Source organism: Clostridium sp. AF19-22AC, assembly GCF_003479085.1.
In the GTDB taxonomy this organism is placed as follows: domain Bacteria; phylum Bacillota; class Clostridia; order Lachnospirales; family Lachnospiraceae; genus Faecalicatena_A; species Faecalicatena_A orotica.
This window is the reverse complement of record NZ_QUGN01000008.1, coordinates 123,863-139,334: the sequence shown is the minus strand read 5'-3', so window position 1 is coordinate 139,334 and position 15,472 is coordinate 123,863. Positions and strand designations below refer to the sequence as shown.

Genomic DNA, 15,472 nt, shown 5'->3' with positions numbered 1-15,472 from the left:
TTGTATGGTATGTATTGATTTAGTTAGTGTGTTATGTATTATACCACACTGGCTAGTGTAAAGTCTATTAAATTATCAACTGAACTTAGAGGTATGGCAGGGACAATATATTAAAACGGCGTCCCATACAAATCATAAGGCGTCAACTGGTAAACATAATAATTGAGCCAGTTCGTATATAGATTATTCGCATGTGCCCTCCATATCAATTCCGGCTTGTTCTCCGGATTATCGTCCGGATAATAATTGACAGGCACCTGGATATCCAGTCCCTTGCCTTTATCCCTCTTATATTCCGTATCCAGTGTTATGCGGTCATATTCCGGATGTCCCATGACGAAAATCTGACGCCCCTCCTGCGCCATGCAGAGGAAAACGCCCGCCTCTTTTGAATCGGCCAGAATAGTTATCCTCTCATCCGCCTCCAGAAGTTCCTGCGGTACGGTCGTGTGTCTGGAATGAGGCGCATAAAAAATGTCGTCAAATCCCCTTACGAGTGGAATCTTACGGTTTCTGACATGGTGGCGGAATACTCCGAACATTTTATGCGGGAGTTTTACTTTATCAATCCCGTAATGATAGTACAACCCTGCCTGTGCACCCCAGCACAGGTGTAGTGTTGAAGTAACGTTGGTTTTTGTCCACTCCATGATTTCCTTGAGTTCTTCCCAGTAGTCCACATCCTCGAAAGGCATCTGTTCTACCGGGGCTCCTGTGATGATGAATCCGTCAAACTTTTTATTCCTGATATCACTGAACGCCTCATAAAATTTGTAAATATGGCTCGTTGATGTATTCTTGGACACATGGCTGCCTACACGCACAAAAGTCACATCCACCTGCAGCGGCGTATTAGACAGGGACCGTAGAATTTGAAGTTCTGTATCTTCTTTTAAAGGCATCAGGTTCAAGAGCCCTATACTGATCGGACGGATATCCTGATGTGCAGCGCGGTACTCATCCATGACAAATATATTTTCCTGTTCCAGTATTTCTTTTACCGGCAAATCATTTTGTACTCTTATCGGCATCTTTATTCTCCTTTTCTTCTTTCGTCTTCTGTTCTTTCCTATTATTTAGTTCATCCGAATTCCCCTGATCTTCCGGCTCTTTCTTATCCTTTGAATGTTCCCGGGGCTCCGCTACTTCGGGATTGTCATCAGAATGTACATATGTCCCGTCCGAATCTACAAAACTCCTCTCACCGTAAGAGCCCGTATCCGTAGGAAGCTTCTTTTTTTCCAGTCTGTGATTTACCAGCATGTTCACAATATAGTAGATTACTGCAAAAGTCGGAACACCCAGAATCATGCCCACGAATCCAAACAGTCCCCCGCCTAACAGGATTGCAAACACTACCCAGAAGGCGGAAAGACCCGTGGAGTCCCCGAGGATCTTTGGTCCGATGATATTTCCGTCCAGCTGCTGTAAAATCAGGATAAAGATAATGAAATAAATTCCCATCTTCGGATCTGACAGCATAATTAGAATTGCACTCGGAATCGCTCCGATATATGGTCCGAAAAACGGGATGACATTTGTAACACCTACAATTACGCTGACGAGCAGTGTATAAGGCATGTTTAAGACAGAAAGGCTGATAAAACACAAAACCCCGATAATAATAGAGTCAATAATCTTTCCTATGATAAACCCGCCAAATATTTCATTACTCTTGATTGTCAGATGAAGAATCATGTTTGCATGTGAGGGCTTAAAAATTGCATATACCCCTTTTTTGCACTGGCTTGCAAACTGTTCTTTACTAAACAGGACATAAATCGATATAATAATCCCAATGAGTGCATTCAGTATTTCACTGACAATATTGATCACACCGACGGTCAGATTCGACATCACGATGTTGATCTGTGTCAGCAGGTCTGTACGCATCCAGTTCTGGACATAATCCGTGGCTTCCTTCAGGATATTCGTCAGCAGCTGATTCAGCGTTGTATTCTTCGTATTCATCTCCATGATCGTATCAACAAGCTGGTTCAGCTGACTTGGAACCGTCACCACCATATCCCTGATGCTACGGTATAATTCTGGTATCATCATGTTAAACAGGGCAATGATCACTAGGAGCAGGACCGCGACGGCCGCAAATATTCCTGTCCCCCGCGCAATCGCATGGATTTGGTTTGGCTTTGTTAATTTCTTTTCCAGAACAGGCTTTAAGTGTGCTTCCACAAATTTCACAATAGGGTTTAGAAGATACGCAATCCCCAGACCATAGACGACAGGTTTCAGAACGTGGAATATTTCCTTAAATACCCCGGATATGGCCGGAAGCCTAAGCAGGGCAAAATAAAAAACAATACAGGCAGCAATAACAACGAAAATTGTCATCCCCCTGCTGAACTTCTGCCTTAACTTGGACGGGCCGCTATTACCAAAAGAAGGTCTTGCCGCATAATAACCGCTGTTTTCTTTTTTTTGCTCTTTCTCCGGACTTTCTTTTAATTCGCTCATTTTTTAATACAATTCCTTCCTTTTTACAGATATTATGATTATAGCGCGTTCCGCTTATTATAGTCAACCATGAAGCATCACTCCGGGGAAAGAATATTGTTCCTGAAAAAACAAAATATAGGTGGACTGCGTAAAAAAGCAGATACCGGTTCAAACCGGCACCTGCTTTTTCAATCTCCACTTTTACCAAGCGTTTTACTCTTCTCAGCCTTTGCACTTAAATGTTGCACATTCTGTTCCTTCACAATGACAGGCATTGCTTCCCTCTACGCTGATCTTACCGGCATGGCATTCACAGTTGTCGTTATACATACATTCTGTCGCTTTACAGTCGATGCAGCTGCAGTCTGAAGCCTTTCCTGTTACATCGCTGTAGCTGTTTGTATAACTATTGGAAACGCTGTCCCCTTTCCTCTCCTGAAAGCTGTCACAGCATGTTTCTCTTGCTGTTTTAGCCTGGTTTCCGCCTACCTGAATTTTATCAAGGTCACATAAAAACTGCTTATTGTGTACACATGTCTGTACAGTACATTTTAATTCTGGCATGATCATACCTCCTTCTTATTAATGAAATCAGTATCATTATGCCCCGCCGATCCTGAAATTATTCCTGTGTTTTCACTTCGCGCACAGTCTTTTTCGCGATTTCTTCCCTGATATCTGTAAGGAAAGAATCCAGTGTGCTCTGGCCTTCGTCACCTTCAAACCGGCTTCTGACTGATACAAGCCCGTCCTCTTCTTCTTTTGCCCCCACGACGAGCATATACGGAACCTTCTGCATCTGTGCCTCCCGGATCTTATATCCGATTTTTTCGGCACGCGTATCAAGCTCTGCCCGGATTCCCGCCGCAGCTAATGTATCCATGACTTTTTTGCCATAGTCCATATATTTGTCAGAAATCGGCAGCACCTTCACCTGTACCGGTGCAAGCCAGGTCGGGAATGCTCCTGCAAAATGTTCGATCAGAATACCGATAAAACGTTCGATTGAACCGAATGCAACACGGTGAATCATGATCGGCCTGTGTTTTTCTCCGTCGGCCCCTGTATATTCCAGTTCAAAACGAAGCGGCAGCTGGAAGTCAAGCTGGATCGTACCACACTGCCAAGTTCTTCCAATGGAATCCTCCAGATGGAAATCAATCTTCGGTCCGTAGAATGCGCCGTCTCCTTCATTTACCACATACGGAAGTCCCAGATCATCCAGCGCACCACGCAGGGCATCTGTTGCCATTTCCCAGTCTTCATCACTTCCCATGCTGTCTTCCGGCCGGGTAGAGAGTTCTACATGGTACTTAAAGCCAAACAGACTGTAAACCTCGTCAATCAGTCTGGCAACGCCCTTGATCTCATCGCGGATCTGTTCCGGCATCATGAAGATATGGGCATCATCCTGCGTGAAACAGCGGACTCTCATCAGTCCGTGGAGCTGTCCGGACTTTTCATGGCGGTGTACAAGGCCAAGTTCTCCCATACGAAGAGGTAGGTCGCGGTAAGAACGCGGTTCTGACTGGTAAGCCAGAATTCCTCCCGGACAGTTCATCGGTTTGATGGCAAAATCTTCCTCGTCAATTACCGTTGTATACATATTGTCTTTATAGTGGTCCCAATGTCCTGATGTCTCCCAGAGGTGGCGGCTCAGCATGATCGGGGTTGAAATCTCCACATAGCCGTTTCTTAAGTGAATCTCTCTCCAGTAATCAAGCAGGGTATTTTTCAAAACCATTCCTTTTGGAAGGAAGAATGGGAATCCCGGTCCTTCATCCCTCATCATGAAAAGTCCAAGCTCTTTTCCAAGTTTTCTGTGGTCACGCTTCTTTGCTTCTTCCAGCATGGTCAGATACTCATCCAGTTCTGCCTTTTTTGGATATGCCGTGCCATAAATCCTCTGGAGCATCTTGTTCTTTTCGCTCCCCCGCCAGTAAGCGCCAGCAAGGCTTGTAAGCTTGAATGCCTTTACTGGTTTCGTAGTCATCAGGTGGGGACCTGCACACAGGTCTGTAAACTCTCCCTGGGAATAAAAACTAATAACTGCATCTTCCGGCAGATCTTCAATCAGTTCTACTTTATATGGTTCGTCTTTTTCTTTAAAATATGCGATAGCCTCTTCCCTTGGCTTCGTATACTGCTCAATTGGAAGATTTTCCTTTACAATTTTTTTCATTTCGGCCTCAATCTTTGTCAGGTCTTCCGCAGTCAGTGGAGTTTCTCTGTCAATATCATAATAGAATCCATCTGCCACTGAGGGTCCGATCGCAAGCTTTGTATCCGGATATAATCTCTTGACTGCCTGTGCCAAGATATGAGACGCAGTATGGCGGAACGCGCCCTTTCCTTTCTCATCCTGGAATGTCAGGATACTCAGTTCACAGTCCTGGTCAACCATCGTTCTTAAGTCAACGACTTCTCCGTTGATTTCGCCGGCCGTTGCGACCCTTGCAAGGCCTTCGCTGATATCAGCCGCAATCTCGATTACGGATTTGCTCTCTGCATATTCTCTGCTGGATCCATCTTTTAATGTAATCTTCATTCTTTTTCCTCTCTTTTCCTATTTTATTTTTTATACTCTTTCCCTGTCCGGATGTTCTCCTGACCATCCTGTCTGTGGCATTGTTGCCAGCCTGTACATGTCTTCCACAGTAATTTCGAAATCAAATATATCCTGATTCTGTTTCATCCGCTCTATCGAGGAAGACTTCGGAAGCGGTATGACATTCCTCTGGAGTGCATACCTGAGACAGAGCTGGGCAGCAGAAACCCCGTATTTTTCTGCCAGTTCAAGGATAAGGGACTCTTCCGATAAGCGCGCCCTGCCCAGAGGGCTCCATGCCTGAACCTGAATCCCCTTATCCTGACAATAAGAAAGGACAGCCTCCTGTGAATATCCGGGATGGAATTCGATCTGGTCCACTGCCGGGTATATCTCACAGTTCTGCCAGATATTCTCAATATGGTGCGGCAGGAAATTACTCAGCCCGATTGCACGGATCAGCCCTTCCTTATACAGTTCCTCCATCGCCTTCCATGTATCCAGATCCAGTGCCTTCCAATCTGCGTATCCCGGCTCGGGCAGCGGCCAGTGGATCAGGTAAAGATCCAGATAATCCGTTCCCAGCCTGTCCAGTGTGGCATAAAACGCCTTCTTCGTGTTCTCATACCCCATCTCATCCTTCCATACCTTAGATGCAATAAAGAATTCGTCCCCTGGAATTCCGCTGTTTTCCATCGCCTCTTTCAGATATGCTTCCGTTCCATAGAAAGACGCCGTATCAAAATATCGGTATCCTGCCTCTATCGCGGTACCGATCACCCCGGCAGTCTTCCCTTCTGCCGCTTTATAGGTGCCGAATGCGACACAGGGGATTTTTACACCATTATTCAATTCAAAACTATCATAAATACTTTTCAAATTCTCACTCCTTTCAAGATAAGCTCATTTTTATAATAAGAAATAAAAATAAAGTTTCGCCTATGAAATAAAAAAGAGTCCCTCCCTGTAAAAAATACAGAAAGGGACGAGTCATCAAAAGCCTCGCGGTTCCACCCTAATTGAGCTGGCAGATATGTGCCAGAACCACTTCATAGTTGATGGTAACGGAATCACCGGACTGTTTTCAGCCGCTCGGAGGTAGTTTTCAAATGTTTCCACGATAGGAAGCTTCCAGCCGGGGCTTTCCCTCTCTGTATCCTTTCACATTCTACTCGTCTCGTCATCGCATTCATTTATTACTATTTCGAATCTAGGTCCATTATAACATCACGGTTATTTTTGTCAACCAGATTTTCGTAATCGAGTCCCGGTGTTCTTCTTTCCCTCACTATACGGCCCGCCTTTATGAGATTCCTAAAGATCAGCCGTGTAAGAGGGCCTGCTGCGAACAGGTTCCAGAGCAGCGCCATCGGAAAGTTTTTAATCACGGTCCCGGCCCATATGGCCGGAAGCTGGCTGACTGGTGCGTGTGCCAGTATGACATTAAACAGAATTGCGGCAACCAGACTCATCGTCGGGCACATCACCAGCACGGTACAGCCCGAAATCATGAGCGTGATATAGAACGGATTATCCTGCCCGTGGCGGATGACCCGTTCGGCAAGTTTGTGTCCGAGCCGGTTCCCCCACAGGTTTGAAAAAATGAATACAAAAATCCACATATATGCGGCCTCGACCAGTGCATCCAGAAATACCCTGTTTGTCATATTGCTGAATCCGCCAGGCATGGTATGATAGCCCATCTTTACAGCTATATTGTATACTTCCATACCATATGCCATTGTAATGGACATCAACACTCCAAATAAAATTCCCTGTAATCTTGTTTTTGGCATAAAATAAGTCCTCCTTTTATTCCCGCGGGCAATGAGCCAGACGGACATGCCTGCGGAGTATTTTTTTTAATAAAAAGAAAAAGGCGGTAATCTTTGAGGGTTGCTCATAGACTACGCCTTACAGACTTATTTCTATAGTTACCAGTTTCCGGTCTGGCCGGAAGATTACACCGATTTCCTGTTTGCATTAATATTTTAACAGTTTCTCAAAATTTGTCAACCACTTTCCGCGATGAAGGAATGCTACCGCCCGGCTGCTTTTAAAAGCCATATTTTAACGACTCCAAAGAATTCCCTCACAAGATAGTTGATCTGGAAGACCGGGCTGGAGCTTGCCGCGATCCCGTATAGATTCTGAAATCCCACCTTTTTCCCGAGCTGAAGTGCCCTGTATAGGTGGAAATTATTCGTCACAACTGCAGTCCCTAAGTCTAAGTCCCCGATGATGCGGCTGCTGTTCTTCATGTTTTCCCACGTCGATGTAGATGTATCCTCGTGTATAATCCGTTCCTCACGAATCCCGTGTAACTGCAGATACCCAGCCATCGCTTCCGCCTCGGATATGTCTTCGCCCTTCCCCTGTCCGCCGGACACAATCACCTTAGTCTCCGGATTTTGTTCCAGATAAATCAGGGCCGCATCTAGTCTGCGTTTCAGCGAATCCGTAATCCGCCTTCCCCGCACCTGTGCCCCGAGTACAATGATATACGGGACAGAGTCCTGGAGATTTTTAAACATAACCCTTATAATCTGCGCCTCAACGAACAGAAACACGGCCCATATCAGTATTAGTAAAACGGCCAGTCCCCTCCTGATTTCTCCCGCCAGAGGCAGAAAACCAAGAATCAGGTGCACCGCTCCGAGAAGCGGCCAGAAAACAGTGAATGTTGAATTCCATTTTCTCGAGTACAAACATAGGATCAAGTAATATATCAGACAAAAACATCCTGTCAGGAAAAAATATAACTTCATCAGCTGTTATGCGTTTTTCCCGCAGCACTTTTTATACTTCTTGCCGCTTCCGCACGGGCATGGATCATTTCTTCCAATCTTCTTCTCCTTACGGATCGTACCGGACTGCTTCTGCTCACGGTAAAGGCGTTTCTTCGTTTCTTCGTCAAACAGATTGTCCCACTGTGGCAGTTCATACAGCCAGTCCGCTTTTGCATCAACCATGTTCTTGTACAGCTTTTCCTTGTCAAATGCAAGACTTACTTCCGTAGACGCATCCATCGTCTCAATCGGGTTCGGAACCTTCAGGCTGTCATTGATTCCATCCAGAAATCCTGCCATAGTCAGGACTTCCTGTCCGTATTTCTTAGCCAGTTCTTCTACAGTTCCTTTTACTTCTACATCAGGAGCATCCAGAAGCTGCTCGTAAATTCCCTTTTCAATATTGAAATATGTTCCCCAGAACTGCTCCAGCTGGTCCTTTGAAAGTTCCTTGTTGTAGGCCATATCACGCCACTGATCTAATAAACATTTCTCACTCATTGTATATAACTCCTTTTATCTTAATTTCGCTCGTGCTCCCATTATATAACAAAATTTCCTGATAGTAAACATGAATTTGAGGGAAGTCTGCGAAGCGGGAATACATTAAAGTTCACCACATTCGCGTACATTCCCTCAATTCCTGTTTGAAATACACGCTCTTTTTAGTTATAATAAATCTATCTTTACATTATGTATTGGATAGAAAGGATTTATTATGAAAAAATCTAAACGCATTTTTGCCCTGATTGGCGCAGTTCTTCTCATATGTTTATACGGCAGTACGTTGATTTTCGCTTTTGTTGACCATTCTGCATCTATGGATCTGCTTAAGGCTTCCATCGCAGCTACCATTTTACTGCCCGTTCTGTTGTATGCTTATAATTTAGTTTATCGTCTGTCTCAAAAGAAAAGACCGGATGACCCAGATGAGGATCAGTAACCTCTTATACGTACATCTGTGCAAGTTCCAGAGCGGCGTTCATATCTGCTGCTCTGCTTTTGCCTGCTGGTTCGCTGGCAATCTCAGCCCTTCTCTTTTCCTGTCTTCTTACCAGGTATTCTTCCATCGAAATGATCTCTTGAGTTCTTCCATTGTTGTTCTGACGCATGAAAATACCTCCTTTTCTTAATAAGCCTCAGCTTTACTATTATATGAATACTCACCCTGAAATATGCTGAAAAAAACGATATTTGGCAATCATTTTTTCATCCCCGTCAGCATGAATTCATTGTACCTTTCAATTGTGTCAGAGTTATGGAAGAAATCTAAAGTTTCTATTATCAAATATTATTAATTTCTTATTTTTCCTATCGGAATACTTTTCCGTCCCTGCGCCAGCTTTTTGTGTTTCCATAGGCCGCAATCATCACTGCGACAAAGTTAACAGTATTAATTGCCGTAACGATTCCCGCGAACTTCGTATACGAAATCCTATCCCTGCTCCCCATCACGGTCGTTACGGAAATATACATCAGAAAGGCCAGCAGGAGTACGCTCCAGTACACCCAGTCTTTCACGTTGAAGTAGTACAACAGGCCGATTCCCCCTGAATAGACCAGTGCTCCCAATGCACCGTACCCGCAGTTTCTGTCCATTTTTTCAAACCTGTCCAGACACAGTCCGAAGATGACCACAAAAAGGGCCGCTGCTGCAAATAATCCTGCACTTTTGAAGCGAATACCGCTCAAATCTTTATCGACAATCCATTTCAGCGTAAATACAAACAAAGGCAGTTCCAGCGCCGCTAATATAAAATTCATATACAGTGCCCACATTTTAGCCGTCCAGATTGTAGACAGTGCCGTGAACACGGCGAGCAGCAACAAAACCGGAACAATCCAAAAGTCTCTCGCCAGATATATCATGGACGGACCCAGATGGACTTCAGCGCTTCCCATTAATAGGATCTTTTCCATCACTCCCGAGAAAAGATAACAAAGTACTGTATCCAGCAGCAGGGCCGCTGCCAGCCATTTCCATATATAGCGATAATACTCCTCCTTTGTGATTTCCACTTCCGCCGCATCTTCGTACAATACCTGCTCCAGCCGGTCTCTTATACCAGCACTCTTTTCATCCAGAATGGAGAAATTCAGATGATCCAGATCTACACCTGTTCTCAATATTGTATTGCAGACCTCCTGAAGTTCATGGAGATGTTCTGCTTCTTTTTCCATTTCCTCCTGCCGTTTTTGAATGATTTCATCCAGCTCATACTCTCCTTGGAAGAGCAGCCTCAAATCCTGAACGGAAACGCCCAATACACGTAGAAACTTTATCTGCTGCAGCCGCTCCACATCTTCTTTTGTGTACTCCCTGTAGTTATTATCATTATTTCTCCGCGGGGCGATCAGGCCTTCTTTTTCATAAAATCTGATATTGGCACTTGTGATCCCGACAGACTTCTCAACATCTTTGATCTTCATAAGCCATCCTCCTCTCTCTTTCTGGCTTTATTGTAATCCCTGAACCTGCTTCAAGGTCAATAGTTTTCATGTAATTACCACAAAAAAGGCAAAAAAAACAGAACTCCAGTGCATTTCACACCCAGCGTTCTGTTTTTCATTATAAATTCAAACTATTAACAATTGTGGTTATTTACGATAGATAATATCGTCACGTCCCGGTCCATTGCTGATCAATGTGATCGGATATCCGATCTCCTGCTCAACAAACTCGATGTACTTCCTGCAGTTCTCCGGAAGGTCTTCATACTTCTTAATCCCGCGGATATCGCAGTTCCATCCCGGAAGTGTCTTGAGTACCGGTTTTGCTTTTTCGAGAAGATGTGTCACAGGGAAGTCTGTTGTAACTTCACCGTTAATTTCGTATCCGACGCATACCGGAATCTCTTCCAGATACCCCAGTACGTCCAGTACTGTGAATGCTACGTCAGTCGTCCCCTGCATTCTGCAGCCATATTTGGAAGCCACGCAGTCAAACCATCCCATACGTCTCGGACGTCCCGTTGTCGCCCCGAATTCTCCACCGTCTCCACCGCGCCGTCTCAATTCGTCAGCCTCGTCGCCAAAGATTTCGCTGACAAAGGCACCAGCACCTACCGCGCTGGAATAAGCCTTACATACAGTGATAATCTGCTTAATCTCATACGGCGGGATTCCTGCTCCGATAGCGCCGTAAGCTGCAAGGGTAGAGGAAGAGGTAACCATCGGGTAGATACCGTGGTCAGGATCTTTCAGAGAACCAAGCTGTCCCTCCAGAAGGATATTCTTCCCTTCCTTTAAAGCATTGTAAAGATACAGAGAAACATCACATACATATGGCGCGATCATCTCTTTATATTCCAGTAATTCTTTATATAAATCGTCAGGATTAATCAGTGGTTTGTGGTATAAATGCTCCAACAGAACATTTTTCTGTTCTGCCACACGAACAACTTTTTCTTTCAGCAGATCATCATCAAACAGTTCGCTTACCTGAAAACCGATTTTCGCATATTTATCAGAATAGAACGGTGCAATACCTGACTTTGTGGAGCCAAAAGACTTGCCTGCCAGACGTTCTTCCTCATATGCGTCAAAATTTTTATGGTATGACATCACGATCTGCGCCCTGTCAGAAACCAGAATCTTAGGAGCCGGAACCCCCTGGTCAACGATAGACTGGATTTCCTTAAACAGAACAGGGATATCGAGTGCCACGCCATTACCTATAATGCTGGTTGTATGGTCATAAAATACACCAGACGGCAGTGTATGCAGCGCAAACTTTCCATAATCATTGATGATCGTATGGCCTGCATTCGCTCCCCCCTGAAAACGGACAATGATGTCGGCTTCTTTTCCAAGCATATCTGTGATCTTGCCTTTTCCTTCATCGCCCCAGTTAGCACCTACTACTGCTTTTACCATTTCAAACCCTCCTGCGTACATTATCGCTTATTTCAATCCGCATCCTGATCCGTGAGAGAACCAGAAATACTCCGGCGGTCTTGTTCCTGCTGAACAAACCGCCCTATGAATTATACTATACTTTTTTCATTATGTAAAACGTTATTTCCGATTTTTTGCCAAATATGATTGATATTTGTTACTGTTCACACCGTGCCGTGAGCAACTCCAAAGGGGTCAGACCCCTCTGAAAAAGTGCACTTCCAGTTACATTAGTGGGGCAATCAGCCGTAATACCCGTCCGCAGATCATCATAAACGGGCTTATCTTATTCAAATCTGTGATCGTGATCCGCTGGCACTGCTTCAGTGTTTTCTGGAAATCGGCCTCAATGTCTCTGACGACCGGGTTGTTATAGATGAATACACCACATTCAAAATGCAGGTACAGACTGCGGTAATCCAGATTGATGGTTCCTACCGTTGCTGTGTCATCATCCGACACAAATATTTTGGCATGGACGAAGCCCGGTGTGAACTCATATATCTGTACTCCTGCCTCTATCAGCTCCCGGTAAAATGTTTTTGCCACGGCAAATGCATACCATTTATCAGGGATATGCGGCATAATGACTGCCACCTCGATCCCGCTTTTGGCGGCTCTCGTCAGTGTATCCATCATCTCATTGTCCAGAATCAGGTACGGTGTCATGATATGTACATACTTCTTCGCGTGATTGAGTATATGGAAGTAGACCTCTTCCCCGACGTCCTCGTTATCATATGGACTGTCGCCGTAAGGGAGCATGAAGCCAAGTTCCCTGTGAAGCTCCTGTGACATCGAGGTCAGGTATTTTTTATATTCCTCCCCGTATTTCAGCTCCGTCGCATTCCACATCTGAAGAAACAGCATCGTCAAACTCTGCACCGCATCACCCTCCAGCATGATTGCAGTATCCTTCCAGTAGCCGAAACGGACCTTTTTATTGATATATTCATCTGCCAGATTGATTCCGCCCGTAAAACCAACCTTTCCGTCTATAACGCATATTTTCCTGTGGTCCCTGTTGTTCTGTGTTGTGGATAAAACTGGCCGGATCGGGCTGAACATTTTACACTGTATGCCATATTTGCGGATAGTCTTCGGATAATTGTAGGGAAGCAGGGAAATACTGCACATTCCGTCATACATGAAACGAACTTCCACCCCCTCCTTCACCTTTCTTTTCAGTACATCCAGAATCGTATCCCACATGTACCCTTCCCCTACAATAAAATATTCCATAAAGATGAATTTTTCCGCCTTCTCAAGCTGATCAAGCAGCACCGGGAACTTTTCTTCTCCACAGGCAAAAAAAGTTGCTTTTGTATTTCTATATGTAGGGAAACAGAGCTGGTGCTTCATATAGTGTGCCAGATTGGCATTTGCAGGCTTACTCAGCCTCAGGTCGTCGATGATCTCCTGCTTTTGTTCCATATATGGATATGTATCAAGCTTTAACTTCGCCAGCCGTTTGCCGATATACCTTGTACCAAGCTGTGACTTGACATAAATGTAGAACAGGCATCCAAATACCGGAAATATCAGGATCAGCAGCACCCAGGTCATATTAAACGCCGGATTTCCCCTCTGGTTGATAATATAAATAACGATTACGGCCCCCAGTATATTGATTGCACTATAAACGTATATGATATAATCTCTCAGAAATGTCGCGATTCCTACCATCATCAAAAGCTGCACCAGTATCAGAAGAAAAATCAATGCAGTCCGGCTGAATACAACACTTAAAATGCCTTTCTTCGCCTGTTTTTTTGCTTTATTTGCCGTTTTATTATTCATATATCTTTGTGCACGCTCCTTTATCAGATGTTAAATTTCCGTTGGTCCAGATATGTTATCTCTTATTACATTTCAACCAGTTACCTTTATTTTAATTTCCAATATTGTAATTATGAACAAAAAGTATTACAATAGAAAAGAATTACAGTTATTTATCCCATAGAAAGGAGACTTATTCATTGAAAAAGTTTTTTAAATGGTTCATAAGTCTTGCAGCTATCGGTTCTGCAATCGGCCTCATTATAGCATATTTCTGTAAAGGCAGATGCAATGACAGTTGTTGTGAAGACACCCAGGACTCTACAGAAGAAGAAGATTTTGACTTAGACAGTGATCTACAGCCTGTTGCAGATAGGGAATATGTCCCGCTCAAACGGACGGCAGATGCCGCTTCCGATACGAAAGCAGAGGAACCTGCCGGTAAGGAAGAAGCCGCTGAAGCTCCGGCTGAAGAAAAAGAATAGTTTATGTAATCATCACAGGGTTGAGGTTTTTCCTCAATCCTGTTTTTCTTTTCCTCTGCCACCGCGGTATTAACGCCAGACCTCGTCCAGTATCCTGACCGCCTCCTGAATCTTTTCCTCATTCATATTGGCATATCCCAAAAGAATCGTAGCCTGATCATTTTTATGCGGCCCGATAAAATATTCAGAGAGTCCATAGACCTTCACTCCCCTCGCAGCCGCCCGCTCCATCAGTTCTGTCTCCTTCATTGTGTTCCTGAAATGGAGCAGAAGGTGCACGCCCGCGTTTTCCCCTGAAATTTCACAGCGGTCCTGCAGATTCTTAAGGCTCCCGAGCAGGGTGTCGTGGCGGTTCTTATACAGTGCCCTTGTTTTATTCAGATGCCTCTCATAATAGCCGTCTTCGATAAACTTCTCCAGAATCATCTGGTCCACCTTCGACACCGTGGAGCTTAAGAAACTGCTCCGCTCCCGGTACAGCTCCAGCAGGGGCCCGGGAAGAACCATGTAGCTCATACGGATCGCAGGGGCAATCGATTTCGAAAAGGTTCCCATATAAATCACTTTATCATGATTGTCATAGCCCTGGAGTGCAGGAATCGGTTTGCCTTTATACCGGAATTCGCTGTCGTAATCATCCTCGATAATATAGCGCCCTTCCTGCTCATTTGCCCATTTCAGCAGCGACATCCTCCGTTTGATCGGCATGACGATCCCCAGTGGATACTGGTGGGACGGCATGACAAATGCGATGTCTGCCTGCGACGCCGTGAGCTTCGCGATCTCCATCCCTTTCTCATCCATGTCCACAGTGCAGACTTCATAAGACAGATTTTTAAACAGCCTGTATGCCTGCTTATAGGTTGGGTTCTCAAGGGCCACCTTGTGTTCCTGCCCGATCACGGTCGTTAAGAGCATCAGCAGATAATCATTCCCGGCTCCCACTATAATCTGTTCCGGACGGCAGTTTACACCTCTTGCCTGATGGAGATATCCGCATATCGCACTTCTCAGACCATATTCCCCCTGTGGTTCACCGAGTCGGAACATCTCTGCCCTGTCGTCTAACAGACACTCCCTCGATAATTTTCTCCATGCATTGTATGGGAAACTCTTCAGATCCACCCCATTTGGCGTAAAATCATAGGGATACACCCGTTTCTCCTTTTGAGGCTCGGCAGCGATTTCCCCGGATGCCGGCTTAAGCTGGTACAATTCCTCAATCTGGGATGCAAAGTATCCCCTGCAGGGCTCCGCCTCTACATAGCCTTCCGACAGAAGCTGCTCGTAAGCAAGCTCCACTGTACTGCGGCTCACCTCCAGATACTTGCTGAGTGACCGCGTAGAAGGCAGTTTCTCACCACTTAAGATCCGGCCACACTGGATATCTTTCTTAATATAGTTATAAATCTGTTCATACAAAGGGATCTCCGACTTGGGCTGGAGATTTATCGTCAACTCATTCATCCTGACAGGCACTCCGTTTCACGATAAAAGACAGGTCTTCTTTCTGTTCA

General features: G+C 44.9%; 15 protein-coding genes. 2 read left to right on the top strand and 13 right to left on the bottom strand.

Going from position 1 to position 15,472, the window contains the following annotated elements; all coding sequences use genetic code 11:
• Nucleotides 1-110: 110 nt before the first annotated feature.
• The 8 genes from metA to DWX43_RS11340 form a co-directional block, all read right to left on the bottom strand.
• Complete coding sequence (gene metA / locus DWX43_RS11375) at nucleotides 111-1,031, bottom strand: homoserine O-succinyltransferase (RefSeq protein ID WP_109730532.1); 921 nt, start codon at nucleotides 1,029-1,031, stop codon at nucleotides 111-113.
• A complete protein-coding gene (locus DWX43_RS11370) occupies nucleotides 1,009-2,475 on the bottom strand; it encodes an AI-2E family transporter (protein ID WP_118620347.1) in 1,467 nt (488 codons plus the stop codon). Before DWX43_RS11370 ends, metA begins: the two co-directional genes overlap by 23 nt.
• Before the next feature lie 204 nt (nucleotides 2,476-2,679).
• A complete protein-coding gene (locus tag DWX43_RS11365) occupies nucleotides 2,680-3,021 on the bottom strand; it encodes a DUF1540 domain-containing protein (protein ID WP_109730534.1) in 342 nt (113 codons plus the stop codon).
• Between the two features lie 58 nt (nucleotides 3,022-3,079).
• Entirely contained in the window at nucleotides 3,080-5,005 is a 1,926-nt protein-coding gene (thrS, locus tag DWX43_RS11360; RefSeq protein ID WP_118620346.1) for a threonine--tRNA ligase, read from the bottom strand.
• Nucleotides 5,006-5,035: 30 nt separating this feature from the next.
• On the bottom strand, nucleotides 5,036-5,884 hold the full coding sequence (locus DWX43_RS11355; protein WP_118620345.1) for an aldo/keto reductase: 849 nt from the start codon (nucleotides 5,882-5,884) through the stop codon (nucleotides 5,036-5,038).
• Nucleotides 5,885-6,204: 320 nt separating this feature from the next.
• A complete protein-coding gene (locus DWX43_RS11350; protein WP_109730537.1) occupies nucleotides 6,205-6,801 on the bottom strand; it encodes a DUF2798 domain-containing protein in 597 nt (198 codons plus the stop codon).
• A 243-nt stretch (nucleotides 6,802-7,044) separates the two neighbouring features.
• The gene (locus DWX43_RS11345) at nucleotides 7,045-7,713 is read right to left on the bottom strand and encodes a YdcF family protein (protein WP_242995984.1); all 669 of its coding nucleotides are present in this window, start codon (nucleotides 7,711-7,713) and stop codon (nucleotides 7,045-7,047) included.
• A gap of 66 nt (nucleotides 7,714-7,779) precedes the next feature.
• Nucleotides 7,780-8,295, bottom strand: a complete 516-nt coding sequence (locus DWX43_RS11340; RefSeq protein ID WP_109730539.1) for an SEC-C metal-binding domain-containing protein — start codon at nucleotides 8,293-8,295, stop codon at nucleotides 7,780-7,782.
• 217 nt (nucleotides 8,296-8,512) lie between these two features.
• Between DWX43_RS11340 and DWX43_RS11335 the strand changes: the two genes are divergently transcribed.
• Nucleotides 8,513-8,737, top strand: a complete 225-nt coding sequence (locus tag DWX43_RS11335; RefSeq protein ID WP_109730540.1) for a hypothetical protein — start codon at nucleotides 8,513-8,515, stop codon at nucleotides 8,735-8,737.
• Nucleotides 8,738-8,741: 4 nt separating this feature from the next.
• Here the strand turns inward: DWX43_RS11335 and DWX43_RS26945 are convergent, their stop codons facing one another.
• The 4 genes from DWX43_RS26945 to cls all read right to left on the bottom strand — a co-directional run bounded on the left by DWX43_RS26945 (nucleotide 8,742) and on the right by cls (nucleotide 13,491).
• Nucleotides 8,742-8,906 (bottom strand): hypothetical protein, encoded by a 165-nt coding sequence (locus DWX43_RS26945; protein WP_181368620.1) that lies wholly within the window; start codon nucleotides 8,904-8,906, stop codon nucleotides 8,742-8,744.
• A gap of 199 nt (nucleotides 8,907-9,105) precedes the next feature.
• Nucleotides 9,106-10,224: a MerR family transcriptional regulator gene (locus DWX43_RS11330; protein WP_118620344.1), complete on the bottom strand. Its 1,119-nt coding sequence runs from the start codon at nucleotides 10,222-10,224 to the stop codon at nucleotides 9,106-9,108.
• Between the two features lie 168 nt (nucleotides 10,225-10,392).
• Nucleotides 10,393-11,670: an adenylosuccinate synthase gene (locus DWX43_RS11325; protein ID WP_109730542.1), complete on the bottom strand. Its 1,278-nt coding sequence runs from the start codon at nucleotides 11,668-11,670 to the stop codon at nucleotides 10,393-10,395.
• Between the two features lie 246 nt (nucleotides 11,671-11,916).
• The gene (cls, locus tag DWX43_RS11320) at nucleotides 11,917-13,491 is read right to left on the bottom strand and encodes a cardiolipin synthase (RefSeq protein ID WP_118620343.1); all 1,575 of its coding nucleotides are present in this window, start codon (nucleotides 13,489-13,491) and stop codon (nucleotides 11,917-11,919) included.
• Nucleotides 13,492-13,670: 179 nt separating this feature from the next.
• Here cls and DWX43_RS11315 point away from each other — a divergent pair, with 179 nt between their 5' ends.
• Nucleotides 13,671-13,955 (top strand): hypothetical protein, encoded by a 285-nt coding sequence (locus tag DWX43_RS11315; RefSeq protein ID WP_109730544.1) that lies wholly within the window; start codon nucleotides 13,671-13,673, stop codon nucleotides 13,953-13,955.
• 69 nt (nucleotides 13,956-14,024) lie between these two features.
• Here DWX43_RS11315 and DWX43_RS11310 read toward each other — a convergent pair whose 3' ends face one another.
• Nucleotides 14,025-15,422 carry a PLP-dependent aminotransferase family protein gene (locus tag DWX43_RS11310; RefSeq protein ID WP_118620342.1) on the bottom strand — a complete coding sequence of 466 codons (1,398 nt, stop codon included), beginning with the start codon at nucleotides 15,420-15,422 and terminating at the stop codon, nucleotides 14,025-14,027.
• Nucleotides 15,423-15,472 lie beyond the last annotated feature (50 nt).

Coding starts and splice junctions, on each gene's coding strand:
- DWX43_RS11350 (WP_109730537.1), bottom strand. CDS start 6,801: ATGCCAAAAACAAGATTACAGGGAATTTTATTTGGAGTGTTGATGTCC.
- DWX43_RS11310 (WP_118620342.1), bottom strand. CDS start 15,422: ATGAATGAGTTGACGATAAATCTCCAGCCCAAGTCGGAGATCCCTTTG.
- cls (WP_118620343.1), bottom strand. CDS start 13,491: ATGAATAATAAAACGGCAAATAAAGCAAAAAAACAGGCGAAGAAAGGC.
- thrS (WP_118620346.1), bottom strand. CDS start 5,005: ATGAAGATTACATTAAAAGATGGATCCAGCAGAGAATATGCAGAGAGC.
- DWX43_RS11365 (WP_109730534.1), bottom strand. CDS start 3,021: ATGCCAGAATTAAAATGTACTGTACAGACATGTGTACACAATAAGCAG.
- DWX43_RS11330 (WP_118620344.1), bottom strand. CDS start 10,224: ATGAAGATCAAAGATGTTGAGAAGTCTGTCGGGATCACAAGTGCCAAT.
- DWX43_RS11340 (WP_109730539.1), bottom strand. CDS start 8,295: ATGAGTGAGAAATGTTTATTAGATCAGTGGCGTGATATGGCCTACAAC.
- DWX43_RS11370 (WP_118620347.1), bottom strand. CDS start 2,475: ATGAGCGAATTAAAAGAAAGTCCGGAGAAAGAGCAAAAAAAAGAAAAC.
- metA (WP_109730532.1), bottom strand. CDS start 1,031: ATGCCGATAAGAGTACAAAATGATTTGCCGGTAAAAGAAATACTGGAA.
- DWX43_RS11325 (WP_109730542.1), bottom strand. CDS start 11,670: ATGGTAAAAGCAGTAGTAGGTGCTAACTGGGGCGATGAAGGAAAAGGC.
- DWX43_RS26945 (WP_181368620.1), bottom strand. CDS start 8,906: ATGCGTCAGAACAACAATGGAAGAACTCAAGAGATCATTTCGATGGAA.
- DWX43_RS11335 (WP_109730540.1), top strand. CDS start 8,513: ATGAAAAAATCTAAACGCATTTTTGCCCTGATTGGCGCAGTTCTTCTC.